22 protein-coding genes are annotated in these 23,500 nt (G+C 59.4%); 11 read left to right on the top strand and 11 right to left on the bottom strand.

Annotated elements, in window-relative coordinates; genetic code table 11:
* Positions 1-266: 266 nt before the first annotated feature.
* Positions 267-1,739, top strand: a complete 1,473-nt coding sequence (locus HDC35_RS15710; RefSeq protein WP_184648311.1) for a glycerol kinase — start codon at positions 267-269, stop codon at positions 1,737-1,739.
* A gap of 14 nt (positions 1,740-1,753) precedes the next feature.
* On the opposite strand, the gene rpmE is transcribed toward HDC35_RS15710, so the two are convergent.
* Positions 1,754-1,981 (bottom strand): 50S ribosomal protein L31, encoded by a 228-nt coding sequence (rpmE, locus tag HDC35_RS15705; protein WP_058802477.1) that lies wholly within the window; start codon positions 1,979-1,981, stop codon positions 1,754-1,756.
* A 298-nt stretch (positions 1,982-2,279) separates the two neighbouring features.
* Here rpmE and HDC35_RS15700 point away from each other — a divergent pair, with 298 nt between their 5' ends.
* The 3 genes from HDC35_RS15700 to HDC35_RS15690 are packed head-to-tail and all read left to right on the top strand — an operon-like array spanning position 2,280 to position 5,792.
* On the top strand, positions 2,280-3,287 hold the full coding sequence (locus tag HDC35_RS15700; RefSeq protein ID WP_221438279.1) for a site-specific DNA-methyltransferase: 1,008 nt from the start codon (positions 2,280-2,282) through the stop codon (positions 3,285-3,287).
* A 28-nt stretch (positions 3,288-3,315) separates the two neighbouring features.
* Positions 3,316-5,184 carry an AAA family ATPase gene (locus HDC35_RS15695; protein WP_184648310.1) on the top strand — a complete coding sequence of 623 codons (1,869 nt, stop codon included), beginning with the start codon at positions 3,316-3,318 and terminating at the stop codon, positions 5,182-5,184.
* Positions 5,181-5,792 carry a hypothetical protein gene (locus HDC35_RS15690; RefSeq protein WP_184648309.1) on the top strand — a complete coding sequence of 204 codons (612 nt, stop codon included), beginning with the start codon at positions 5,181-5,183 and terminating at the stop codon, positions 5,790-5,792. The genes HDC35_RS15695 and HDC35_RS15690 overlap by 4 nt, the downstream gene beginning before the upstream one ends.
* 33 nt (positions 5,793-5,825) lie before the next feature.
* On the opposite strand, the gene HDC35_RS15685 is transcribed toward HDC35_RS15690, so the two are convergent.
* The 4 genes from HDC35_RS15685 to HDC35_RS15670 form a co-directional block, all read right to left on the bottom strand.
* Entirely contained in the window at positions 5,826-8,792 is a 2,967-nt protein-coding gene (locus HDC35_RS15685; protein ID WP_184648308.1) for a hypothetical protein, read from the bottom strand.
* Positions 8,789-9,154, bottom strand: coding sequence for a hypothetical protein (locus HDC35_RS15680; RefSeq protein WP_184648307.1), 366 nt, complete (start codon positions 9,152-9,154; stop codon positions 8,789-8,791). Before HDC35_RS15680 ends, HDC35_RS15685 begins: the two co-directional genes overlap by 4 nt.
* 12 nt (positions 9,155-9,166) lie before the next feature.
* On the bottom strand, positions 9,167-9,736 hold the full coding sequence (locus tag HDC35_RS15675) for a hypothetical protein (RefSeq protein ID WP_184648306.1): 570 nt from the start codon (positions 9,734-9,736) through the stop codon (positions 9,167-9,169).
* Between the two features lie 67 nt (positions 9,737-9,803).
* Complete coding sequence (locus tag HDC35_RS15670) at positions 9,804-10,454, bottom strand: hypothetical protein (protein ID WP_184648305.1); 651 nt, start codon at positions 10,452-10,454, stop codon at positions 9,804-9,806.
* Between the two features lie 16 nt (positions 10,455-10,470).
* Between HDC35_RS15670 and cas1 the strand changes: the two genes are divergently transcribed.
* Entirely contained in the window at positions 10,471-11,595 is a 1,125-nt protein-coding gene (gene cas1 / locus HDC35_RS15665) for a CRISPR-associated endonuclease Cas1 (RefSeq protein WP_184648304.1), read from the top strand.
* Here cas1 and HDC35_RS15660 read toward each other — a convergent pair.
* A complete protein-coding gene (locus tag HDC35_RS15660) occupies positions 11,585-11,851 on the bottom strand; it encodes a helix-turn-helix domain-containing protein (RefSeq protein WP_260397781.1) in 267 nt (88 codons plus the stop codon). The genes cas1 and HDC35_RS15660 overlap by 11 nt on opposite strands.
* Between HDC35_RS15660 and HDC35_RS15655 the strand changes: the two genes are divergently transcribed.
* Complete coding sequence (locus HDC35_RS15655; protein ID WP_184648380.1) at positions 11,786-12,403, top strand: hypothetical protein; 618 nt, start codon at positions 11,786-11,788, stop codon at positions 12,401-12,403. The two genes, HDC35_RS15660 and HDC35_RS15655, sit on opposite strands and share 66 nt — an antisense overlap.
* A 19-nt stretch (positions 12,404-12,422) precedes the next feature.
* Here the strand turns inward: HDC35_RS15655 and HDC35_RS15650 are convergent, their stop codons facing one another.
* Genes HDC35_RS15650 through HDC35_RS15640 form a run of 3 tightly spaced genes read right to left on the bottom strand, consistent with a single transcriptional unit; the run spans position 12,423 to position 15,736 of the window.
* Entirely contained in the window at positions 12,423-13,319 is an 897-nt protein-coding gene (locus tag HDC35_RS15650) for a plasmid partitioning protein RepB C-terminal domain-containing protein (RefSeq protein ID WP_184648303.1), read from the bottom strand.
* Positions 13,316-14,200 (bottom strand): ParB/RepB/Spo0J family partition protein, encoded by an 885-nt coding sequence (locus HDC35_RS15645; RefSeq protein ID WP_184648302.1) that lies wholly within the window; start codon positions 14,198-14,200, stop codon positions 13,316-13,318. Before HDC35_RS15645 ends, HDC35_RS15650 begins: the two co-directional genes overlap by 4 nt.
* A complete protein-coding gene (locus tag HDC35_RS15640) occupies positions 14,201-15,736 on the bottom strand; it encodes a recombinase family protein (protein ID WP_311770783.1) in 1,536 nt (511 codons plus the stop codon).
* 392 nt (positions 15,737-16,128) lie between these two features.
* Between HDC35_RS15640 and polA the strand changes: the two genes are divergently transcribed.
* From polA to HDC35_RS15625, 3 genes are all read left to right on the top strand, one after another.
* Positions 16,129-18,939: a DNA polymerase I gene (gene polA, locus HDC35_RS15635; protein ID WP_184648301.1), complete on the top strand. Its 2,811-nt coding sequence runs from the start codon at positions 16,129-16,131 to the stop codon at positions 18,937-18,939.
* Positions 18,936-19,442 (top strand): hypothetical protein, encoded by a 507-nt coding sequence (locus tag HDC35_RS15630; protein WP_184648300.1) that lies wholly within the window; start codon positions 18,936-18,938, stop codon positions 19,440-19,442. Before polA ends, HDC35_RS15630 begins: the two co-directional genes overlap by 4 nt.
* 120 nt (positions 19,443-19,562) lie before the next feature.
* Complete coding sequence (locus HDC35_RS15625) at positions 19,563-20,237, top strand: CDP-alcohol phosphatidyltransferase family protein (RefSeq protein WP_184648299.1); 675 nt, start codon at positions 19,563-19,565, stop codon at positions 20,235-20,237.
* Positions 20,238-20,248: 11 nt separating this feature from the next.
* Here the strand turns inward: HDC35_RS15625 and HDC35_RS15620 are convergent, their stop codons facing one another.
* Positions 20,249-21,142: a prephenate dehydratase gene (locus HDC35_RS15620; RefSeq protein WP_184648298.1), complete on the bottom strand. Its 894-nt coding sequence runs from the start codon at positions 21,140-21,142 to the stop codon at positions 20,249-20,251.
* 185 nt (positions 21,143-21,327) lie between these two features.
* Here HDC35_RS15620 and HDC35_RS15615 point away from each other — a divergent pair, with 185 nt between their 5' ends.
* Together HDC35_RS15615 and HDC35_RS15610 are read left to right on the top strand one after the other, a co-directional pair.
* On the top strand, positions 21,328-21,981 hold the full coding sequence (locus HDC35_RS15615) for a cytochrome c family protein (protein WP_184648297.1): 654 nt from the start codon (positions 21,328-21,330) through the stop codon (positions 21,979-21,981).
* Positions 21,981-22,412 carry a cytochrome c family protein gene (locus HDC35_RS15610; protein WP_184648296.1) on the top strand — a complete coding sequence of 144 codons (432 nt, stop codon included), beginning with the start codon at positions 21,981-21,983 and terminating at the stop codon, positions 22,410-22,412. The genes HDC35_RS15615 and HDC35_RS15610 overlap by 1 nt, the downstream gene beginning before the upstream one ends.
* Positions 22,413-22,605: 193 nt before the next feature.
* Here HDC35_RS15610 and HDC35_RS15605 read toward each other — a convergent pair whose 3' ends face one another.
* On the bottom strand, positions 22,606-23,478 hold the full coding sequence (locus HDC35_RS15605) for an LOG family protein (protein ID WP_184648295.1): 873 nt from the start codon (positions 23,476-23,478) through the stop codon (positions 22,606-22,608).
* Positions 23,479-23,500: the final 22 nt, after the last annotated feature.

The raw sequence follows: 23,500 nt of genomic DNA, 5'->3' as shown, positions 1-23,500 counted from the left end.
GACAAAGCGCTGGTCCGGCTCGTCCCGCGCCTGATTTGGGCGGGAAAATCACGCTGCCGGTGGTTACGGCGGGTGGTCCCGCCATGCTGCGCTGCACCATCATATGGCATGGGTTGCGCGTTATTGCAAGATAATTGCGTGGCGAAGCTATCCTTCTTCCTCCCGTTTGCCCTGAGCTTGTCGAAGGGCCGTTCTTTCTTCATTGGTGGTAGAAGAAAAGGACGGTGCTTCGACAAGCTCAGCACCAACCGTTTTGGGGGAGGCGAATGACCAAGAAAATCATCGTCATCGACGAAGGCACGACGTCGACACGCACGATGCTTTTCGGCGCCGACGGCATACCGCTCGGCAGCGCGCAGCGCGAGATCCGACAATATTATCCCGGCCCCGGCCTCGTCGAACATGATGCCGCCGAAATATGGGAGGCCACGCTCGCGTGCACGCGCGAGATGATCGCGCAGGCGGGCGGCGCCGAGCATATCGCCGCGATCGGGATCACCAACCAGCGCGAGACGGTGGTGTTCTGGGACCGTACGACCGGCGAGCCGCTGGCGCGCGCGATCGTGTGGCAGGACCGGCGCTCGGCCGCCGATTGCGCGGCGCTGAAGGACGCGGGCCATGAGGAATGGGTCCAGGCCAAGAGCGGGTTGCTGCTCGATCCCTATTTTTCGGGAACCAAGATCGGCTGGGCGCTGAAGCATTGGCCGCAGTTGAAGGAAGCCGGCGAGCGGCTCGCGGTCGGCACGGTCGAATCCTATCTGATCTATCGCCTGACCGGCGGCGTCCACGTCACCGACGCGAGCAACGCGTCGCGCACGCTGCTGATGGACATCAACGGCAACGGCGGCTGGGACGATCGGCTTTGCGATTTGCTCGGCGTGCCGATGGGCCTGCTCCCCGAAATCACGGGAAACACCACGACGGTCGGCACGACCGATCCGGCGCTGTTCGGCGGCGCGATCCCGATCTGCGGCATGGCGGGCGACCAGCAGGCCGCGACGATCGGACAGGCGTGCCTGTCGCCGGGGCAGACGAAGGCGACCTTCGGCACCGGTGCGTTCATCCTGTCGGCAAGCGGCACGGTGCGGCCGCAATCAGCGAACCGCCTGCTGGCGACGGTGCTGGTGCAGGAAGGCGACGTCCGCTCCTACGCGCTCGAAGGTTCGGTGTTCGCCGCGGGCAGCCTGATCAAATGGCTGCGCGACGGGCTCGGCCTGCTCGCGAGCGCGGGCGAGAGCGAGGGGCTGGCACGCTCGGTCGGCGACAATGGCGGCGTCTATCTGGTTCCCGCGCTGTCGGGGCTCGGCGCGCCGCACTGGCGGCCCGACGCGCTCGCCGCGCTATCGGGCCTCAGCTTCGCGAGCGGCAAGGCGCATGTCGCGCGTGCGGCGCTGGAGGCCCAGGCTTATCAGGCGCACGATCTCAAATCGGCGTTTGCCGCCGACGGGGTTGACTGGGCGGAATTGCGCATCGACGGCGGCATGGCGGCAAACGACTGGATGGCGCAGGACTTGGCCGACATGCTCGACCTGACGGTCGAGCGGCCCGATTTCGTCGAGAGCACGGCGCTCGGTGCCGCGATGCTCGCCGCCACCGGAGCCGGACTCTATCCCGACCTCGCGAGCGCGGCGCAGGCCATGCGCGGGACCGCAACGCGCTTCACGCCCGCGCTCGACGCCCAGAAACGCAAAACGCGCCTTGCCGGGTGGCAAAGCGCGCTTGCAAAAGTCCTCGGCTGACGCCGAAGTGCGAATTAACGCTTGAGCGTGAGACCGCCGAAACGCTTGTTGAACTTCGCAACCTGACCGCCCGCGTCGAGCATGCGGCCCGTGCCGCCGGTCCACGCCGGGTGCGCGGTCGGGTCGATTTCGAGCGTCATCACGTCGCCCTCTTTGCCCCAGGTCGAGCGCGTCTGATATTCGGTGCCATCGGTCATCTTGACCGTGATCATGTGATAGTCGGGGTGAACGTCTTTTTTCATGTCTCAAGCTCCTGTGCCGCTGGTTACCGACCAGCGGCTGAGTCTGTGCGTCCGAGAACGCGAAGTGGCGCCCTTAGTGGGCTGGCTAGAAAAATGCAACTCTCCTGCTTCGTCACCCCGGACTTGATCCGGGGGGGGGGGGTATAGTGATCGCGGGCGTAATTGGGGTAGATGACCACAAGTAGACAATCTTGCTAGGGTATACGCGTTGCCGATAGCCGCCTAAGGCGATCAATGCTCGCTTCTCGCCGCCTTCGTGGCTACGAGGTTCGGAGTTCCCGCCATTGGAGTTGAAAGCATGTCACGCTCGCCGAGTCCTAGTCTTCGATTGGTCGAAACTGGCGTGAAGAGCGGGCGCCCTGCCACCAAGGCGAACGAGGCGATGCACCCTCGCGTAATGTCAGAAACGGCCTTCAACTCGCGAGCCTTAAGGAGTGCGGCATACTATTCTGATGACACATCGCTGATCCTGAACATGGACATCCGGGAGGGTTTGCGCCTGCTCGCCGATGCGGGCGTCGAGGTAAATTGTATAGTCACTTCACCGCCATTCTACGGCCAGCGCGATTATGAGGTGGATGACCAAATCGGACTGGAGGCTCACCCATCCGAATTCATTTCAATCTTAGCGGATGTTTTCGATTCTGCTGGCGAGGTGCTCGCTGAAAATGGAAGCCTTTGGGTGAATCTCGGCGACACATACTGGAGCGGGAAAGGCGAGCATCGCAGTGGCGAAGCCAAACAATCCGCGAGGCGCTTCGGCCTTCGTCCGCAGGACAAAAAGGGTGATGGAAAATGGTGTGTTCCCAAGCAGCTTTTGTTGATCCCCCATCGGTTTGCAATTGAACTGCAAGATCGCGGATGGCTGGTTCGGAATGACAATGTGTGGGTCAAGCCAAACCCGATACCGGACCAAGTTCGGGATCGGTGTTCTATGTCGCACGAGTATGTGTTTCATTTCGTGAAGCAGCGCTGGTACTATTTTGACAAAAATGCGGTTGGCCGCGTCTCCGACAGCGGCTCAGTGCTTCCGCCGCTCGACACTTGGGAGATTCAGCCCGTGAGAGGCGCCTCCGGCCGGCATAAAGCTCGCTTCTCTGAAGAACTAGTGCGCATCCCAATCCTGACGACCACACCACCGAGGGGGGTTGTCCTCGATCCTTTTGCGGGCAGCGGGACATCGCTAATTTTCGCCCGCAAGCACGGCTTTCGCGTCATAGGCATCGACGCAAAGCGGGAATACTGCGACCTGATGGTTGAACAATTGCGGAAAGTTGTTGAGGAAGAAGACGCCGAGCAAGAATAATTATCAAATTCTCTGGCGGGGGCCTCGAATGTACGTCTCGACTGAAGCCGTCCTAGCGGCGATTAATATCCTCCGGGAAGAGGTCCATCCGTTTATCGGAATAACCTTTCTTGCCTGTAAGCACTATGATCTCAGCATCGGGTCCATGGACGATGTGAGCATCGACATGCTCACTCGCGAGCACATGGACCGGCACCACCGCATCGACAGGCGAAGCGCGTATTATTTTCAGCCATTTCGCAGCGCTGCCTCTTGGGTCGTAGAAAAGTATCCGTCCAGCGGCCTCCAGACTATCAATACCCAAACCTTCAAGTCAGTGTTCCTACACGAACGGGCTACCCGGAAATGGGGTTTCCAATCGTCCTATATCGACCTCATGGAAGCCGTACTTAGCGAGCGCAACTTTCCGACCAAGGTTCCGGCCGACGCTCTTGCGGTGTGGCTGTTCAAGGATGACGATCTGGGCGAAACCTCGTCTTATTCGGAGCTGATTGACCGATTTCTCGACCAGTACAATGTTACAGAAGACGAGCAAGATAGGCTTTTCTCGGAAAGGTCGCTTGAGCTGATATTGCCCGCCTCCGTTGCTTTCACGGCGGAACCGTTGGAGATGACGGCAGTAACTCGGCGCCTTCCAGAACCTCCAGATGCCGAAGCCGAAGGCGGGCGAACGATTGCGTCGCTGCGTTTGCAGAACGCGGGCCCAGCCCCTGAAATGAAACTGGATTTTGGTCCCCGTCTTACGATGGTCACGGGAGATAATGGTCTTGGCAAGTCGTTCTTGCTCGACTTCGCGTGGTGGGCGGCAACCGGCTTTTGGGCAGATAAGGAAGCCCTGCCTCAAAATTCCGATCCGAATTTAGTTGCGAACGTAGAGTATTCACTGACAGGAACGTCGGGGCGGCTGTCCACGTATGCCGCTCGGTATGACTACAAGAATCTGGCGTGGGCGCGGCAACGCAACGCCATGACAGTCGAGGCGCTTGCTGTTTTTTCGCGGGCCGACGGATCGTTTGCGGTCGCGGACCCGATCCGTAGCAAGTTCAATCGAAGCGTGTCGCTGGCCGGAAGTTTGACGGCATATGAGGTCTGGAACGGCCGTCCAGGATTCATCGAAGGACTGATCCGCGATTGGATTCGGTGGCAAAATACCAGCGATCAGAAAACGTTTGATCAGTTCGCTCAGGTGCTTCGCCGACTGTCGCCGGAGGATCTTGGAATCCTAACCCCCGGTAAGCCGGTGCGGCTTCCCGGCGATCCAAGGGAAATACCCACCATTAATCATCGATACGGCAACGTCCCCGTGACCCATGCTTCCTCCGGGGTCCAACGGGTACTTCTGCTGGCATATTTGATCATTTGGTCTTGGCAAGAGCATGAACTGGCGGCGGAAAGCTTAGGCCGATCGCCGCTCCATCGAATGATGGTAATCGTTGATGAACTGGAAGCTCACCTGCATCCCAAATGGCAGCGGATCGTTCTGCCAGCCCTTATGAGTGTGGGCGACCTGCTCAGCAGCGAACTTGCCATTCAAACCATCGCCGCGACCCACTCACCAATGATACTCGCATCGATGGAGACCACTTTCGATGCAGGGATAGACGTTCTCTATCACCTGTACGGCGCCGGCCCGTCGGTGCGACTGGAGGAAACCCCGTTCGTCAAATATGGCGATGCGTCTGCTTGGCTAACGTCACCGCTTTTCGGCCTTCAACACGCTCGGTCGCGGGGCGCGGAACTTGTAATCGAAGAGGCCAAGCAGCTTCAGCTCTCGGAAGACCCAAGCGCCGGAAGGGTTGCCGAAGTATCAGAGAGGCTCAAGCAGCAGTTGGCAGGGGACGACAAATTCTGGCCGCGATGGCTGTTTTTTGCAGAACAGCACGGGGTCAAACTATGATCCGCGTTACCCTCCAGCCGGAATATCCCACCTTTGATGATGACGTGAGAAAACCGGGTGCGGCTTTCCTCGCAACGTGCCCCGCGCCCAATCACGAAGAATTCAAGAAGAAGAATTTCTGGACCCGCGCCGGAAAGGAGCTGCACGCAGCGTATTCGGGCATCTGCGCATACACGGCTATATATATGCCGGATCAAGGCTCAGTTGATCACTTTGCGCCCAAATCGACGCATCCACACCTCGCTTACGAGTGGTCAAATTTTCGGCTAGCCAGCGGCCGTGTTAATACGTCAAAGGGAAACTCGGCGGCCGTCCTCGACCCGTTTTCGATTGAGAACGATTGGTTCGTAATGGATGTTCCGGCTTGCCTGCTAAAGCCTAACCCAGCGTTAGAGCGTCCACTGAGAAATCAGATTGCCGCTACGATAAATTCGCTTCGGTTGAATCAGGATGACAACTACGTCCAAGAGCGCTGCAATATCCTGATGGACTACGCCCGAGAGGATATCACCTCAAACTTTCTCGAACGGCGTTACCCATTTCTCGCGAAAGAAGTGGCGCGGCAAGAGCTTGCACCTGCGTCGTTGAGAGAGCTCTTCCGCATATAGTAAGCTGTCGATGGCCCATCCCGGCATTACCGTTCAACGCTTCAATCGTCGTCTGAGATTTGAAGGATCGACGCCTATTGTCCTTGCGGTGGCTCGCAACCCATTCTCTTCGACCTGTTCGCGAAGTCGCGCCAATTCGGCATCGCGATTTCGATCCGCTTCCGACTGCTCCGCGATGCGGGCGTTTTGGGCGTCCGCTTCGACCCGCAAACGGTCAGCATCCGACACACCATAATTGACCTCCATATCCGCCGTTTGGCCTAATGACGCCCGCCGCTCCCAATCGTCGGCTTCTTTGCCGATATGCTGGATATGGGTGCCGAAAACATGCCGCCTCCACGTAATGCCTTTGTCGAGAAAACCTCCGTTCAAGAACTTGGCTTCTGGGGAGATATGATATTGAGCAAGCGCCTTGGCATAGGTTCGCAGGATGGAGAGATCGACGGATTTGCCGGTTTCCCGGTCGAACACCGTTGCGGCGGCTTTCGAACCGTTTTTCTCGAAGGGTGCAATGGGCTTGACCGGCGCTATCTTTTTGGGCCGTCCTCGCTTCGAGGTAGCAGCGATGGCTTCGGAACAAGCCATCGGCCCGACGCCATAGGACAGCATAAACCCGAACGGTCTGACCTGATCGCGATAGTCGCGGTTCACATTATAGGATTTGAACCAGCGCAATAGATCAGGCGATGTTGCGGCATATCGGCTGCGCGCCGGCTCTTTCATGGCCGAATGAAAATCCCGCGCCACCTGATCGGGATGACCGGCTAGCGCGGCGCTGACAATCTGGTGCCATAGATCGCAATGCCAGCGCACCGTGCCATCTTTCAGCACCGATTTATCTGGTTTAGGAAAACGCCCCGGAGCGTCTGCCTCTTCATACGGTGGGAACAAGTGCCCCAGTCCATGCGCCGAAACTTTCCGCATGGTCGGCCGTCCTTCGTCGATATTGAACAGCGCGTATCGCTTTGATGAAACCGCCCAACAGAAAAGCGGCTCCAATTCCTTGGATGCCAGCGAATAGTTCAAATCCTCGATTTTGAGAATCGAGGCGTCGAAGCCATAGGGGTTGAGCGCGTCGAACCATTTCACCACGTCCGTTACGCGCTGGGCAAATTCGTCGGACGACATGGTATCCGGCTTGGCAATCGCCATACTGTCGGTGTCGCAAAAGGACCAGTCCATCCCAGCATCAGTTACAAGGCGTTCGGTGATGGCGAGCATCAACCGCGCCGCGCCAGTAATCAGCGTGGCAAGCAGGGGGTGGAAATAGGTGCCGGGATTTTCGTGCCGGTCAGTCGAAAAACTGAACGGCTCGCCGGTCGAATTATGCACCGTGACCGGCGACCGCTTGGGGCGGTCATCGACATTGACCTCAACCCAAATGCCGTAGCTCGTCGCGTTGGCGGCGATTTTGAGAGCGTTCTGCTCAATGTCCAACGCCTCGCGGTCGGCATCGGCGGCGCGGTCGCGATCCTGTTTAACGGTCTGGCGCAGTTCGATGACGCGCTTGAAAAAGTCCGTCTCTTTCGGATCGACGCGATAGGCCGGATTGCCGCCGACATTGATGTTGGAGAGGCCGGATTGCGCCGGTCCCGGCGTGAAACGGATAGCTTCCAATATGACCGGGGCTTTACCAGTCAGAATTTTCGAGACGATGCAATCCGCTAGCGTGAACCATAGCGGTGTGTCCGATGACAGGTGGTTCAAACCTATCGTGTTTTGGCCTTGCTCCGCGTAATCGGCGCGAACAGGGAAAATGTCGCCTTTCGGTATCACCCGCACGAGCACGGTCATTGCTTGCCACAAGTCCGACGATTGCAGGTCAGCTAGATCGACACGCGCCAGAAGCGAACGGGTGTTGTCGGTGGCATCGTGCCACGACATGCCTTCGGCGATGACGAAATCCCACAAGCGCATCAGGGTGCAAACGGTCGGATACATCGACAGGAAATCGCATAGCATGACCTGTCGCAGTTCGCGGCGGATGCGGACCTCGGATCGGCCACCGAAATAGCTGCCCATGATCTTTGCGAGCAAGTCACGCGGGAAATCCGGCTGCACCTTCCGCCAAGGCTGAATGCCCATCGCTTTCAGATAGGCTTTGCCGATACTGGCCTCGCTATAGATTTTCTCGGGTCGGGCGTCGGTCAATCCTAGCTGGTCGAAACGCGCCAAGGCGATGCGGTAGCATTCCCATGTCGCTTGAACGTCAGCGACGGCATAGCGGATAATGTCGTCGCTGATCGGCGCGGCAAAATCATCGAAATCCAACTTCGGATGCTCGACCTTCAAAAAATCGCAAAGGCTGCCGAGCGAGAAGTTGCGGGCAAACAGCGCACCGGCAAGCGTTTTGACGTCGACAAAATGCCCCCGCCGAACCGGGGTTGTCAGACAGCGTTTGCGCTGGCCGCGACTGTCCGGCTGCTTAAGTGCTGCGAACGCGATTGACGCAGCGCGGCGCGACATATGTTTGACCCGGATATTCGGATAGATTTTCTGCGGCGACAGTTTGAAGGTGAAACCGCCGCGCATGGTGCCGCCATCGTCGCCCATCGGTGTCCGAGCCGATCCATGCTTGATCGCGAGCCGCGAAATATCGAACGGTAGATTGAAGCCGACGATGCGAGCGCGGATGCCAAAGCCACGGTCGAACAGCACCTTGTCCACAAACGCATCGCGAGTGAGCAGGTTCAGCCCATACGCTTTGGCATAGGCGACAAGGCATTCGAGTTCGTCGGGCGCAACATTGTCGGGATCGTAGAAGATGCCCGCTTCGTTGAGTTCGTCGCTCTTGCGAAGCTGATAGGTACCGAAGCGCAACGCCTGGGCTGCATCCGCATTTGTTTCGGTGTCGAAAATCAATGTCCATTCGGAAGCGGGCGTGATCGACCGACGGCGCTTTGGTTTGCTATCGGTGGGATTGACAAGCACCCGATATTGCGGTCCCGCGAAAGCCCGGATGGCAATGGGCAGATGATCGGTGATTGGAATGCTCGTCATGCCTCCACTCCCGACGATGCGGGCGCAGCCCGTTCGATCAGCGCATTACCAAAAGCGATCAGCTTTTCGAGAACCAGCCGCAGCATGTCGGCGAGGCCGAGCAGAAAGTGACCGATCCGATCTAGCAGGGGGTCAGCATCAGGATTGAACGCCGGATGATCCTTCTGATCGTCGCTCAATATCCGGTGGCAATTGCGACATTCCAGCACCATCGCGTCATCGCGGCCATAATCGGCGGGATGATGCTGCTCGATGCATTGCCAACGGTTTTCGCCGCATGTGCCGCATCGCGGTTCATTGGTCCCAAGCTGCTCCAGCCGCCGCTGTTTGCGGATTTCTTTCCGTAGTTCCTTATCGGTCATAATATCATCCTTTCATTGAACAATTCGGTAGATTTCTGGGAATGGCGTGTCGCCGGACGCGGCAATCCGGTGCAGCGTATTGGGATCGGTTTCGAGCGGGTGGGCTTTGCCCTTGGCGTCGATGACCGACTTGCCTTCAAACGGGCGGATCAAATCCAGATCGTTTGACGAAACGAAGGCTTTGACCGCATTTTGATGGTCGCCGTTGAGCGCCGACTGATCGTAATCGCGCAGTTTCATTCGGCGATTTTCGCCGCCCGTCATCACGTTCATTTCGCGGGGACGGGAATCCGCAATCTTGAGAGACTTGCCGCGCCCGGAAACGGTAACGGCATCGGCTAGAAAACGGGTGAAGCGTTCGGGCGCGATGCCAAACGCCTTCGCCGAACCGGCACGGTCCCCCGTCTGGCGATAGCGTTTGAGTGCCTTTTCGAGTTTATCGGGGTTGCTGGTCGGACGCTTGCCTGCCCCCGCCTCACCGGCTTTGGCATGGCCGCGAGCCTGCGAACGGCTCAATCCGCGCTTGGCGGCGCTGGCGATGCGGCGCTGATACTCGGCTTTATAGTCGCGTCTACGCGACATGGGATGCTCCTGTCGAATGATTCGAACAGGGGCATTGATGCAGCCGGGATGATTTTATTCTATTGATTCAATTGGAAGAATTGTATTTTCCCATTTCTGCCAATTCTTGCCGGAACCGCTTCAGATGCTCACGCAGAGTTCGTTCCGATAATCGAGCAATTTGAAGTCCGAAGGTTCCAACATGTTGCAGATATTCGACGTTGAAATGATTTATCAGGCGATTTGCCGGTTGACGGATTGAAGTAGGGTCACGCTTTGACAGTGCTAACAATGCGACCCGAGCAGCCGGATAGGTGTCAGGGCGACCGGCCTTTCCGACGGTCTTGACCGTGCCAGTAGAAATGGTCGCAGCGGGTACATCCTCGCACGTCCCTGCACCCACCCGTACCCGCTCATATCGCCACCCGGACGCAATGATAATGTCCTTTTCAATATCTACCATTTCAGGTCGCTGAGCGAAACAATGGATGGGAATAACCACTGGTCCATCGCTGACATGGGGCAGCGTGCGGAACCCATAGGCCAGTAATTCGCCATGTTCGATCCGAGCGAAAATATCGGAAATCATCAAAAATTTGATCGCTTCAATCGTGCCAATATCCTTGGCAATTTTGAATTTCCCCAATTCGTAAGGGTCGGCAAAATCCAAAAAGCAGCAATTCAATTCGACAGAATCGCGCCATCGGTCGAAATCGCTCACGAGCAGATAACCGGACAAAATACAGGCAATTCCATTGTCTATTAACCTTCATTCCGTTGGCAGCGATGCCGGTATTTTGCTATTCTCTCATATGCTTGAAAATCTTGATTTCCAATCCGATCCGGCCATCGACGAATGGGCAACTCAGTCGGAAAATTGGATTTCCGAAATCGAGAAATTGCAAAAGCCGCGACGGCTTCGCGAGCGCAATCCCAATGCGCTGATATTGACCGGTCACGGCAATTCGATGCGGGTCGAAAAGGGCGCATTGGTCATCAAACAGGGTTTTACCCATTATCCGCAAAAGCAGGAATGCCATCGCTATTTCAAAGGCGATTTGGATTTGCCGCGCATCATTATGCTATTGGACGGCAGCGGCTCACTATCGTTCGACGTGCTAAACTGGCTGGCAGAGCAATCCATTGCCCTTGCTCGGGTTCAAAGTTCTGGTGACGTTGCAATTGTGGCAAGCGGCAATGGATTTGCGAGCGATCAGGCCAAAATTGATTGGCAGCGCGAAACGCTGGCCTGCCCAACGCGGCGCATGGCATTTGCCCAGAAGCTCGTTCGGGAAAAGCTGGCGCACAGCCTAGAAACCCTTGCCAACCATTTGCCACAACATTGCGACACAGGCAGGGCCATTGCGCGGGCCGAACGCGGCATTGCCGAATTGGAGAAGCCGCTGGAAGATATGCAACAGGTACGGGCTATCGAAGGCGAATGCGCCTCACTCTATTTCCGAGCATGGCAGAATTTGAACCTGCAATGGAAAATCTCAAAGCGATACCCGGTGCCGGAAAGCTGGCTGACTTATCGGGGACGCAGTTCAGTCCATGAATGCAAACCTGAAAATCGCCGCGCCACCGATCCAATCAACGCCATGCTCAACTATGGCTATGCGGTGATGCGCAGCAAATTGCAGATCAACGCCATTGCGGATGGTTACAGTCCGTTGCTTGGGATAATGCACCGTCAAAAGCGAACGAGTTCCAGTTACATTCTCGATATGCTGGAGCCAGAGCGCCCGCGCGTGGACGCCGCGATTTTGGATTTACTGCAATCCCGGACTTTCGCCGGAGCGGATTTCATTTTGCGGAAGGATGGCGCTTGCCGACTATCACCACAGTTGGCGCGAGCGGTCGCGACAATCATAGGCTAGTCGCGCTTTTTTCTACCGGGACGAAGGCCGCCGACATTATCCTCGTCTCTAACCGGCAGGAAGAATTCGAGAATCCCAACATCCAGTATTGCCGCGATCTTATCGAGTGTATCAACGCTCGATTCTCGTCGCAGCGTTCAATGCCTCCGAGATAGGAACGATCGACGTTAGCGTCGAACGCTAGTCGCTCTTGCGACACGCCTTTCTCGACGCGAATCCGCCTAATGTTCTTTCCCACAAGTTCGCGGCCACGCATGGCGAGACAAAGCCGACGATGCAGGCAATAAAACCACTGGATATATCCCTCATATTAACTGTTGGCTGCTATCTCGACGGCATCAGAAATATGGAGGCTGGAATGCGTCGTCACCTTTTGCCGCTTGCTCTTTGCATTGGCCTTGCTGGTTGCGCCGCAGCGGAACCAGATTATTCAGGTTCCTATGTGGGTGGCGATGATACGGCCCTGATACAGCTTCAAATAGTCGAGAGCGACGGCGGCGACATAAAGGGAAGCGTTTCGGTTTCAGCGCCGGACTACGAGGCCGGGGATATCGCAAGCACCACGAAAGCCATATCAGGCGTTCGTCGGGGAGAACAATTTAGTCTTGTCGCGCACGCGAAAGATTGGGGCGCACCTGATGCGCCGCTCGCCCTAGAGGCGCGAGGAAAATCTCTAATTCTCAATGTTCCGGCAACCGGCCAGACGATCGAATTGGCCTCTATGGACCAAAGCCAATATCGCTTGCGGCTTGCTAAACTCGCTGATGGGCTGAACGCAAATGATGTAGGGCAACTGCCCGAGGATTGAAAATCACGATAACGCGATATTACGTCGGTAACGCAGATACTTCTGCGATCGTCTGAAATTGTTCGAGATATTCGGGTCTGTGCTGCGATAGCCAACGAACGATGCGGGCATTGCTCAGCAGCTTTTTGAGATAGGCCTGCGCTAATGTGAGGTGGAGATTATCAATTCCATAGCTGTCCTCAACGGCCTTTACCTGCGACTGGAGATTGACCAATTCACGTTCCAATCGCGCCATATGTTCGAGTGCGCTATTTTTCGTCTGACTTTTCTGGCGCTGCGGCACCAGTTGATCTGGGGGTGTCGCAAGTAAGATTGTGCGGGCAAAAACCGCCGTAAAATTTGCTTGGCCAATCATGATCTCTGCCGCCGCGATCTGGCGCAGCGGTTGCATCAATCGCAAAACTTCAAAGACCTTCATCGAGCATGGCTTGTCTTTTAGAAGTTCCACCGCTTCCGGACACATGCCGTTGAGAAGCCTTGATCTGCGCATGATCGACGAAGGTTCGAGGCCAAGCGCCTGCGCGATGCGATCTGCTGACACGCCACGAGCCATCGCACGGGCGACCATCGCGTGTTCCTGCGTCGCGCTTAGGCGATTGATGCGCTTGTTGTAGGTATAGGCTTCATCGTCGGTGGCAACGAGGCAGCGCACGTAGGATGTGCCGATTTCTCGCAAGGCTTCAATGCGCAGATGGCCGTCGAGCAGCAAAAATTTGTCCGGATTTTTGGGGTCGGAAATAACCGCTGGCGCTTCGACGATTCCCATCGCGCGGATTGAGGACAGGATTTGCTGATATTTTTTGCTGGCTTTAAAGTTGTTCCGCATCGTTTTAAGCGGAATCAGATTCTCGACTGCAACCGTTATCAGATTGCGTTCGAATGCGAGATGCACCCTGCCGTCCGGGCCATCTTTCATGCCGCCTGTTCCGCTATTTTCTCATAGAGCCAAGCAGGCATCCTGTTCAAATCCTCGGCACGTAACAGGGTGTGGAATGTTTCATTGGCGACCACATCACGAAGTGCTTCGACGACAAACAACAGCCGACTGCGCGTGAAATCCGATCGCTTGACGATCAACTGCTGCTTCTCTGCCTCTCGCTGATAGAGGCGGAGCAATTCGTCTGGCGTCAGTTTCCGTGCCCGCTCTGCGCCCCTTCCAAGCCCGCTATCTTTGACATTTTTTCGCTGAGTTCGGCGAGCTTCGAGCAATCGCCGGATGCGTCCGAGCTTTTTGCCTTTCAATTTTCCCTGCGCATACGCTTCGGCAAGGACATTCTGCTCTTCAGCATCGCTCGCGCGAGCAATGTCGACCGCCAGACTTACCGGAATAACGCCACTCTCGACAGCCGCCAAAAGGCGCTCTTCCCCATTTGTCAGCAGCTTTACCACCATATTGACCCATGAAGCAGTGAAGCCAATTTTCTCCGCTATTTCATTGTCGGTATATCCCCTCTGATGAAGGTTGCCGATGTCCGCCATGATGTCGATCGGTCGGTGTTGCCGCCGAGCGAGGTTTTCGACCAGCCCCATGATGAGGCAATCTTCTTCGCTAGCGTCCACGATCACCACCGGAATTTCGGCCTGATCCAACCTCCGGAACGCCTCTAGTCGTCCTTCACCGCAGACAACTTCGTATCGGTCATTCAGTGTAGGGTGGCGGCGCACCGTAACGGGGCGCTTTAAGCCGATCGTTTCGATGTTATCGATGATTTCTTGATGCTGCTGCTCGTTGCGCGATCGCGGATTTAGCACGCTGACCTGATCGATCGGAACCATAACGATCTCATCATTCGGCATTTACGCGGCCTCCTTTAGCCAATTCTGCGTTGCGAAGGAGAACAGAAGGTCGAGATTGTCGTATCGGTAAGCGTCGAGGACCAAGCCATTATCATCGGCCATTCGCAGACGTTCCGAGAGAACATCTATGCGCGGCAGAAGATAGTAATCGAGCGGTTTCTCGTTCGCGGCGTCCATACGCACGACCACGCTAATGTCGGGAAGCAATCCCGTATCAAACCGCAACCGCCATCGCCGTGACCCCGCCGCCGTCTGCTGGCAGCGCGCAATGACAACAGAAACCGAGAATTCGTCATTGACCGTCAGGATGTCGGGAGCATCGTGCTTTTCAACCTCTCCACCGCTCGCACGCAGGCCGTCGACGACCATTTCGACCATTTCTGGATGCCTGCGACGGAGGGCGCGGTTAATCTCGATATACCGATAGTCATGTCTGGGCTGGTATCCGACGAGCGAATAAGCCCTTAAAAGGCTTCCGAATCTGTGACGGTAGCTGTTGCTGGACGGAAGATCGTCCTGTTCGTCTATCACCAATCCGGAGAGCATTCCGTTCTCTCGATAGAGTTTCCGCAGTCGTTCGAGCATTTCGTCGTCCGTCAGTCGAAAGGATCGAGCCGCAATGATTGCCGCTGCACGATCGAAAAGCCCTTGCTCTATTATGGGCTGAAAAGCTCCGGTTGAACGCACCCACTGATCGGGTGCATTTCGCACTCGTCGCTTTTTCAGCTTGAACGAAACACGATTGTAGACATTGTTCCCGACGTATTTTTCGTTCGTCAAAAGTTGGTGGATCGTTCCTCGCGTCCAAGCACGCCCTAAATCAGTCCGCACACCTTCTGCATTGAGCCGAACGGCGATTTCTCGCTCATTCTGTCCTAGTTCGACGAAGAGTCGAAAGGCGCGTTCTATGATTTCCCGTTCTTCGCGAGGCCCCGGCACCAAGATAACGCGATCGGTTTGAAGGCTTTTGCGCTCTCCGTGTTTCAATTCGCCCTTTGGATTGCCGCGTTCGTCGATCAACAAACGCCGCAAACCGAACCCGGCTTGTCCGCCTTGGCGAAATCCAAGCTCAATTAAGCGACACTGGCCGATAAAAACTTTGTTGGAAAGCTCGCGGCTATACTCGGCAGCCATCGCCCGTTTGACGTTTTTGACGATCGTAGCGACCGGGCTGCCATCGTTCTCAAACTGCTCAGCGCAATAGTAGACTTCGATGCCGCGCTTTCGGCAGAGATATTCGTATGAAGCGCTTTCGTCTGCATCCTGAAATCGGCCCCATCGACTTACGTCATAGACGATGATTGCCTCAAAATCGGTGGCACCTGACGATACGTCATCCATGAGTTGTTCAAATGCCACGCGACCATCGGTGCTAAGACCGCTTTTGCCCTCATCGATATATCGTCGGACAATCTCCATGCCATGACGGGCAGCATATGCCTCGATCGCATCCGCCTGATTTTCGGTCGAATAGCGTTGCAGGTCCGTGGACATACGGACGTAGCTCGCTGCCCGAATGAGGGTGCTGCGTTTCACGTTACAACTTGTGACTGCAAAATTGCGGCACGACTGCTCCGCGACAGACCCGAGAGAACGAAAGCCGCGTATCCTATGCAAATGTCAGTTTGGGGACTCTCACTTTTCGTGACTATCCCCCGACAGCCTTCCCAATTGACCAGCCAAAACCACGAACATGAAGGGTGGGATTGTGGTCATCAACGCAATTTTAGGCCACGATCACTATACCCCCCGGACTTGATCCGGGGTCCACGACCGCCCTGCTCAGCGCGCGCGGGAATTGGGCGGATCGACACCCGGATCGGATCCGGGATGACGAATGTCCGGACTCCACCCCAAAGCCGACCTTCTGGAACGCTGCGCGCCGACATAGCTAGGCCGCCCCCACTGTCGCTGCTACATCCCCCGCCATGTCCAAAAAGAATCATCTCTATCTGGTCGATGGCTCCAGCTACATCTTCCGTGCCTATCACCGCCTGCCGCCGCTGACGAACCCCAAGGGCGTGCCCGTCGGTGCGGTCTATGGCTATACGACGATGTTGTGGAAGCTCGCCAAGGACCTGCATGACGCCGACGGTCCGACCCATCTTGCTGTCATCCTCGACCACAGCAGCCAGTCGTTCCGCAACGAGATCTACGACCAGTACAAGGCGAACCGGCCCGAGCCGCCCGAGGATCTGCGCCCCCAATTCCCGCTGATCCGCGACGCGACGCGCGCCTTTTCGCTACCCTGCATCGAGATGGAGGGTTTCGAGGCCGACGACCTGATCGCGAGCTATGCGGAGGCCGCAGTGCGCGAGGGCTGGGACGTCACCATTGTCTCTTCCGACAAGGATTTGATGCAGCTGATCCGCGAGCCCGCGGACGGCCCGCATGTCGATATGCTCGACACGATGAAAAATGTCCGGATGGGCCTCGAAGCGGTGAACGAAAAATTCGGCGTGACCCCCGACCTTGTCGGCGATGTGCTGGCGCTGATGGGCGACAGCGTCGACAATGTCCCCGGCGTGCGCGGCGTAGGCCCCAAGACCGCGACCAAGCTGATCCAGGAATATGGCAACCTCGCCGCCGCGCTCGACGGGGCGGAGACGATGAAGGCCAGCAAGCTTCGCGAAAATCTGATCGAGCATCGCGCGATGGCCGAATTGTCGCGCGTCCTGGTCGACCTGAAGCGCGATTGCCCGCTGCCCGATCCGCTCGACGCATTGAAACTCGGCGCGATCCCGCCCGCGCCATTGAAGCTGTTCCTCGACGAACATGGTTTCCGTTCGCTGTCGGCCAAGCTCGACCTCGGCGCCACGCCCGGCGGGCCGCCGACGCTGCCCCGCGCCGCGGCGGCCCCGGCGGCGGCCGGTACCGGACCGTCGACTCCCGCGCTACCCGCCCTGCCGCCGATCGACCGCACGCTTTACGAGACCGTGACCACGGTCGAAGCGCTCGATCGCTGGATCGAGGAGGCACGCGCCGCGCATGTCGTCGCGACCGACACCGAAACCGCGACCCTCGACAGCGTCACGGGGACATTGGTCGGGGTCAGCCTGGCGACGGCGCCGGGCCGCGCCTGCTATATCCCGCTCGGCCATGGCGGGACCGACATGTTCGCGGAAAAGCCCGAGCAGGTGCCGCTTGCCGACGCCGTGGGGCGGCTCCACGCCCTCTTCGCCGACGAAGCGGTGCTGAAGGTCGGCCACAATCTCAAATATGATATCGGCGTGCTCGCGCAGCACGGCATCACCGTCGCACCCTATGACGACACGCTGGTGATGAGCTTCGCGCTCGACGCGGGCAAGCACCAGCATGGCCTCGACGAACTGGCGAAGCTGCACCTCGACCATGTCTGCATTTCGTTCAAGGAGGTGTGCGGGACCGGAAAGTCGCAGATCAGCTTCGCCGAAGTGCCGCTCGACCGCGCGACCCAATATGCGGCGGAGGACGCCGAGGTCGCGTGGCGCCTTTGGAAGCTGCTGAAGCTGCGCCTGCCGATCGAAGGCGGCACGCGCGTCTATGAAATGGTCGATCGCCCGCTCGCGTCGATCGTCGAAGGGATGGAGCGCGCCGGCATCATGGTCGACCGCGAATATCTGGCGAAGCTGTCGGGCGAATTTGCGACCGAAATGCTGAGCATCGAGGGCGAGATTCACGAGCTGGCCGGGCAGCCTTTTGCGATCGGCAGCCCGAAACAGCTCGGTGAAATCCTCTTCGACAAGCTCGGGCTGAAGGGCGGGCGCAAGGGCAAGTCGGGCGACTGGTCGACCGACCAGAACGAGCTCGAACGGCTCGAACGAGACGGCGTCCCCATCGCGCGCAAGATATTGGAGTGGCGCCAGCTTGCGAAGCTGAAGTCGACCTATACCGACGCCCTGCAACAGCAGATCAATGCGACGACCGGCCGTGTCCACACCAGCTACAGCCTCGTCGGCGCGCAGACCGGACGGCTCTCGTCGACCGATCCCAACCTGCAAAATATCCCGATCCGTACCGAAACCGGCCGCCAGATCCGCGACGCGTTCATTGCCGCGCCCGGCCATGTGCTGATCGCCGCCGACTATAGCCAGATCGAGCTGCGGCTCGCCGCGCATATGGCCGACGTGCCCGAACTCAAGGAAGCCTTCGCGCGCGGCGACGACATTCACGCCGCGACCGCGATCGAATTGTTCGGCGAGGTCAATCGCGACACGCGCGGCAAGGCGAAGACGGTCAATTTCTCTATTCTCTACGGCATTTCGCGCTGGGGCCTCGCGGGCCGGCTGGAGATCACGCCCGACGAGGCGCAGGCGCTGATCGCGCGCTATTTCGAACGCTTCCCCGGCATTTCGGACTATATCACCGACACGCTCGAAAGCGCGCGCGCCAAGGGTTATACCGAAACCTTGTTCGGCCGGAAAACCTGGTTTCCGCGGATCAAGGCGGCGAACCAGAACGAACGCGCGGGCAGCGAACGCGCCGCGATCAACGCCCCGATCCAGGGCACCAGCGCCGACCTTATCAAGCGCGCGATGGCCCGCATGCCCAAGGCGCTTGCCGACGCGGGGCTCTCCGACGTCAGGATGCTGCTGCAGGTCCACGACGAACTCGTGTTCGAGGCGCCCGAGGACAAGGCCGAAGCTGCGGGCGCGGTAATCCGCGCAATCATGTCGGGCGCCGCCGAACCGGCGCTCAAACTTTCCGTCCCGCTCGAGATCGAGGTCGGCACGGGCAAGAGCTGGGGCCAGGCGCATTGATCGAGACCCTGCTGTTCGTCGCGGCGGCGCTTGCCGCCGACCCCGCCCCGGCGCCTCCCCACACAGCGGCGGCCGCTGCCCCCGCAATCGCATCGCCCGTCGCCGACGCCGACCTGCGCGAATTCGCCGCGATCGCGGGGCGCAAGGTCGTCGGCCGTCCAGTCGGCGGCCCCTTCGTCAACGCCGACAAGGTGCTGCTGATCGCGCGCGACGACAAGGGCTATCCCGCGATCGCGGCCAGCACCGGCTTTTCCGCGCGCCAGCCGCTGCCGCCGCCGCCGCAAGGCACGCTGGCCGTCGTGCGGCTGCACCAGCGGTCCGAAACCATCGTTCCCGGCCCGACGGCGGACGATCTCGCCTTTGTCGCGGCGAACAGACTGCCGCTCTTCGTCATCGGCGAATGGGCGCGCCCCGCGCCGATGTGGGAGGTCGCGTGGATCGACGATGCGGTGCGATACCGCACGATCGGCGAAGTCGGCGAAATCGGTCCCTGGCGGGACTGACCGGGCGAGGCACGCGCCGCGCCGACCGGCCCTGCCCTTTCGCATCCGTGACTTTCGTTCTATGACGATGCGATGACGTCTGACTGGCACCTTTGTGACAGCCGGTAACAAAGGGTCCCCATGAGCAAGTTCGAACCCGTTGCGAAAGCGCCGGTCCGCATCCAGCAGAATATCCTCGCGCGCAGCGAGCGCCGCCTGCTCAACTGGCTGTGCGCGCGGCTGCCCGGCTGGGTCACCCCCGACCAGCTGACCACCCTCGGCTTCGTCGGTGCCTGCCTTGTCGCCGCGGGCTATCTGCTCAGCTGGTTCGACAGCGAATGGCTCGGCCTCTCGCTTGTCGGCTATATCGTCAACTGGTTCGGCGACTCGCTCGACGGCAGCCTCGCGCGCTGGCGCGGCATCGAACGCCCCAATTACGGCTATTTCGTCGACCACAGCGTCGATGCGCTCGCGACCTTCCTGATGATCACCGCGATCGGGATGAGCCCCTATATGCGGCTCGACGTCGCGCTTATGGGGGTCATCGGCTATTTCCTGCTGTCGATCCACACCTTCATTTCGGCGAAGATCATTGGAGAATTTCGCCTGTCCTACATGGCCGGCGGCCCAACCGAACTGCGCCTGATGCTGATGGCGATGACGGTGCTGATGCCGATCGTCGGCGGCGAGGATATCCAGGGCAGCAATTTCTCGCCCTTCGACCTTTTCGGTCTGGTCGTCGCCAGCATCCTCGTGACGCTGTTTATCGTCCAGACCTCGGCGACCGCGCGCATGCTCCGCCGCCGCGGCGGCTAGCCCATTCGACCTCAGGGCCGCACGCGCGCCTGCGCATAGGTGCCGAGCAGGCGCAGCGACTTGGTCTGGAAATCCAGCTCCTCGAGCGCGCGGTCGACGCGCTCGTCGCCCGGCGCGCCGACGATATCGGCATAGAATTGCGTCGCGGCAAAGCTGCCGCCGGTCTGATAGCTTTCGAGCTTGGTCATGTTGACGCCATTGGTCGCAAAGCCGCCGAGCGCCTTGTAAAGCGCCGCGGGAATATTCTTCACCTCGAACATGAAGGTCGTCATCACCGGCCCTTCGATCGCCGAAAAATCGGGCAGCGGCTCGCGCGCGAGCACGACGAAGCGCGTCATATTATGATCGGCGTCCTCCATCCCGGTGCCGTGCAGCGTCAGCCCGTACAACTCGGCGGCGTGCGGCGGCGCGAGCGCGGCCAATCCCACTTCGTCGCTGTCGGCGACCCACGCCGCCGCGCCCGCGGTGTCGCTGTGCGCAACCGGGGCGATATTGTTGGCGCGCAGCCAGTGGCGGCATTGTCCGAGCGCCTGCTCATGGCTCATCGCGCGGGTGACGGGGCCAAGGTCGCGGCTCATCAGCCCGTAACGGATCGGCAGAAAATGCTCGCCGACGATCGACAGGCCGGATTCGGGCAGCAGAAAATGAATGTCGGCGACGCGGCCGTGCAGGCTGTTCTCGATCGGGATGATCGCGCGATCGACGCGGCCGTCGCGCACGGCGTCGATCGCATCCTGAAAGGCGTAGCAGGGCATCGGTAGCGAGTTCGGGTCATATTCGCGCGCGGCAAGATCGCTGTTCGCCCCCGGCGCGCCCTGAAACGCGAGCCCGCGCGCCGGATCGGCAAGTGCCACCGTCCGCATTTTATCGACCAGATGCTGCGCCGAAGCCGAATAACTGCCCATGACTGCCTTCCCAGGGTGGAGCCGCGGCGCATAGCCGCCCCGCAGCGGCCGCGCAACCGGCGCCCGCCCTCTTCGCTCCCCACCCGATTTCATCCTCTTGCGCCGCCGTCGCCGCGCCAGTAAGGGAGCGTCCAAATCAAATATGCGCCCGCCACACGGGCGTCAGCTAACGGGGCTGTTAGAGCATGGACAATCGCAACAACACTATTGCCGGCTGGGTGCTGTTCGCCGGCATTTGCGCGCTGGGCCTGACGATCGGGTCGAGCATGTTGTTCGCCAGCCACGCGCCGGAAAAGCCCGGTTACCCGATCGAAGACGCCGAAGCCGGCGCGGGCGGCGGCGAATCGGCCGTGCCGCTCGCCAACCTGCTCGCCGCCGCCGACCCGGCGAAGGGCGAAGCGGTGTTCGCGAAATGCGCCGCGTGCCACACCATCAATTCGGGCGGCGCGAACGGCATCGGTCCCAATCTGTTCGGCGCGCTCGGCAAGACCCACGGCCATGTTCCGGGCTTTGCCTATTCGGATGCGCTGAAGTCGGTTCCCGGCAACTGGGATTTCGAAGGCATGAACGCCTGGCTGACCAGCCCGCGTAAATATGCCCCGGGCACCAAAATGTCCTTCGCGGGCCTCAGCAGCCCCGAAGATCGCGCGAACCTGATCGTCTATATGAACACGCAGGGTTCGAACCTGCCGCTTCCCGCCCCCGAAGCCGCGCCGGCGGCTGCCGAAGGAACGGCCGCGGCGGAAGGCGACGCTGCGGCACCCGCCGCCGAAGGCGCCGCCGCCCCGGCCGCCGACGCAGCGGCAGCAGCCCCCTCACCGGCCGAAGCCAAGAAATAATGCGGACCGCGCCCGTCCTGCTGGCGGGCGCGCTGGCGCTCGCCGGTTGCGGCAAGGGCGACGAGCAGGGCAGCCAGTCAGACCCGGCGGCGCCCGGTTCCGTTCCCGAAACCCCGGCCGTCGCGCCAACAGCGGCGATGGGCGAACAGGTCTTCCGCCGCTGCGTCGCCTGCCACACGATCGACGAGGGCGGCGCGAACGGCATCGGCCCCAATCTGCACGGCGTTGTGGGGCGGCCGGTCGCCTCGCACGCGGGCTTTTCCTATTCGGGCGCAATGAAAGCCAAGGGCGGCATCTGGGACGAAGCGGCACTCGACACCTATCTGGAAGCGCCGATGAAGGTCCTGCCTGGAACGCGCATGGCCTTTGCCGGGGTGATCGACCCCACGGATCGCAAGGCGCTGATCCTCTATCTGGGAAGCCAGAAATAGCCTGAAAAATCCCCCCTGTGACGAAGTCATGGAGAGGTGGCAGCGCCCCTCGGCTGCCTTGCAGGCGCTGTGCGTGAGCTGCGCGCCCTTGGCGCAGCCGCTGACGGAGGGGCGTTGCGAGGTTGCAGCCCCTCCACTACCGCCTATTGCGGCGCCCCCCTCCCCACCGCTGCGGCAGGGAGGATTCGAAACCTCAATGCTGTTCGATGTTCGTGTAAAAATCCTGAATGATTTTCCACGCCTCGTCGGCGGTCTCGACGAATTTGAACAGGTCGAGATCGCGCGCGCTCACCACGCCTTCCTCGACCAGCGCATCGAAATTGACGACGCGGTGCCAGAATTCCTTGCCGAACAGCACGATGGGGATCGGCTTGATCTTGCCCGTCTGGATCAGCGTCAGCAGCTCGAACATCTCGTCGAACGTCCCGAAGCCACCGGGAAAGACGCAGACGGCGCGCGCGCGGAGCAGGAAATGCATCTTGCGCAGCGCGAAATAGTGGAACTGGAAGCTCAGCGACGGGGTGACGAAACGGTTCGGCGCCTGCTCGTGCGGCAACACGATGTTGAGCCCGATCGATTCGCGACCTTCATCGTCGGCACCGCGGTTCGCGGCCTCCATGATCGACGGCCCGCCGCCCGAACAGACGACGAAATGGCGGCACCCCTTGTCGTCGCACGGATATTGGCTCGCGAGCCGCGCGAGCGCGCGCGCCTCGTCATAATATTTTGCCTTGGCCTTCAGGCGCCGGGCGATATTGCGCGTGGCATCGTCGGTCGCGGCCGCCTCCAGCGCGTCGGCCTGCGACGGTTCGGGAATGCGCGCCGAACCATAGATGACCAAAGTCGATTCGATTCCCGCTTCGTCGAGCAGCAATTCGGGCTTGAGCAATTCGAGCTGGAAGCGGACGGGGCGCAAATCCTCGCGCAGCAGGAAATCATTGTCCTGGAACGCCAGTTTGTAGGCCGGGTGTGCCGTCTGGGGAGTGGTGGTCGCCTGCTGGGCGAACTGCGCGTCGTCCTTGGCCTTGTGAAACCGCGAACGATGGGGTTGTTTGTCTTCTGCCATTGGCGGACGGCTAGCGGGTTCG

The organism is Sphingopyxis sp. JAI128, from assembly GCF_014207235.1.
In the GTDB taxonomy this organism is placed as follows: domain Bacteria; phylum Pseudomonadota; class Alphaproteobacteria; order Sphingomonadales; family Sphingomonadaceae; genus Sphingopyxis.
Note: the sequence above shows the minus strand (reverse complement) of the source record. Positions and strands in the feature narration are given on the sequence as shown.